The sequence below is a fragment of the Mycolicibacter longobardus genome (assembly GCF_002102265.1).
In the GTDB taxonomy this organism is placed as follows: domain Bacteria; phylum Actinomycetota; class Actinomycetes; order Mycobacteriales; family Mycobacteriaceae; genus Mycobacterium; species Mycobacterium longobardum.
In genome coordinates this window covers 1-1,308 of record NZ_LQPG01000047.1, presented here as the reverse complement: position 1 = coordinate 1,308, position 1,308 = coordinate 1, and the positions used below count along the sequence as shown (strand labels likewise).

1 protein-coding gene is annotated in these 1,308 nt (G+C 65.4%); it reads right to left on the bottom strand.

What is annotated here, in order from left to right; translation table 11 throughout:
- Positions 1-13: 13 nt before the first annotated feature.
- The gene (locus tag AWC16_RS20545) at positions 14-1,069 is read right to left on the bottom strand and encodes an IS110 family RNA-guided transposase (RefSeq protein WP_085266572.1); all 1,056 of its coding nucleotides are present in this window, start codon (positions 1,067-1,069) and stop codon (positions 14-16) included.
- Between the last annotated feature and the right edge of the window lie 239 nt (positions 1,070-1,308).

Below are 1,308 nucleotides of genomic sequence, written 5' to 3'. Positions count from 1 at the left end.
GTGTGCTCCTATGTCAAGCAGCGGTGGCGTGGGGTGTAGGGCGTCGTGATTTCTCGTCGGTGTGGAGGCGGTTGTAGATGACGCGGGCGAGGCGTCGTTTGAGGCAGCGTAGGGCTTCGCGGGTGGAGTCGCCGGCGGCCAGTCGCTTGTTGTAGTAGGCGTGTCCGGGGCTGTCGGTGAGGCGGATCTGGGTCAGTGCGATGCGGTGTAGGGCAGCGTTGAGTTGTCGGTTGCCGGATCGGCTGAGCCGCATGCGGCCTGCGGTGTTGCCCGACCAGACGGGGATGGGTGCGGTGCCGCTGTGGCAGGGGAAGGCGGCTTCGCTTTTGAATCGTGCGATGCCGGCGGTTTCGCCGACGAGTTTGGCGGCGGTCAGCGCGCCGCAGCCGGGTAGAGCGAGCAGGTTCTGCGCGACGGCTTGCACGGTGTCGGTGATGCGTTCGGTGAGTTCGTTGATGGCCAGGGTGAGGCGGATGATGTCGCCGAGTTCGTCGGTGGCCAATTCGGCCAGTAGCCCGTCCTGGGTGGCCAACCATGCCGCCAGGGCGGTCTGGGTCTTGGCGCGATCCAGTGAAGCCTTCTTCGGCGCTTGGGTGGGGTCGAGTTCGTGGATGCGTTCCAGCAGTCGGTTGATGGTGGCCGTGCGTTGTCCCACCAGGTCTTCGCGCCGGTCGACAAGTAACTTCAGTTCGCGTGAGACCTCGTCGTGGGCCGCGACGGGAAGGTCGGGATGGCGTAGCACCGCGCGGGCCACCGCCAGTGCGTCGATGGGATCGGACTTGCCGCGCGTGCGGGCGCCGGCACGTTCGTGGGCCATCAGTTTCGGCGCCACCCGCACCACCTTCTGGCCGGCCGAGAGCAGGTCACGCTCGAGGCGTGCCGAGAGATTGCGGCAGTCTTCGATGCCCCACAGCAGGTCGTTGCCGAAGACGGTTTTGGCCCAGGCCAACGCCGCCAGGTGCCCCTCAGTTGTTGCTGGGACCACTTTCTCTGCGGCCTTGCGGCCTCGTTCGTCCACGGCGACGAAGGTGTGGGTGCGCTTGTGTACATCGGCGCCAAGAACAATCATGGACGGTGCCTTCTTTCATCGAACGGGATGGGTAGAAGGTCGGGCCGGCCGGCGGACACATCTCAGTGGGGGCGGTGCCACGCTCCTATCAAGTCACGCCGGTCGGTCCTTCCCATCTGGTGCCGGCAGAATCCTCGAAGGCCAGCCCTGCGCGGACAGGCATGCATGTTTTGAGCCAGACTCCAGATGGGAAAGAACCCAACCACCGCAACAGCGGCAACACCGACAATGACACTGAG

Coding starts and splice junctions, on each gene's coding strand:
- AWC16_RS20545 (WP_085266572.1), bottom strand. CDS start 1,069: ATGATTGTTCTTGGCGCCGATGTACACAAGCGCACCCACACCTTCGTC.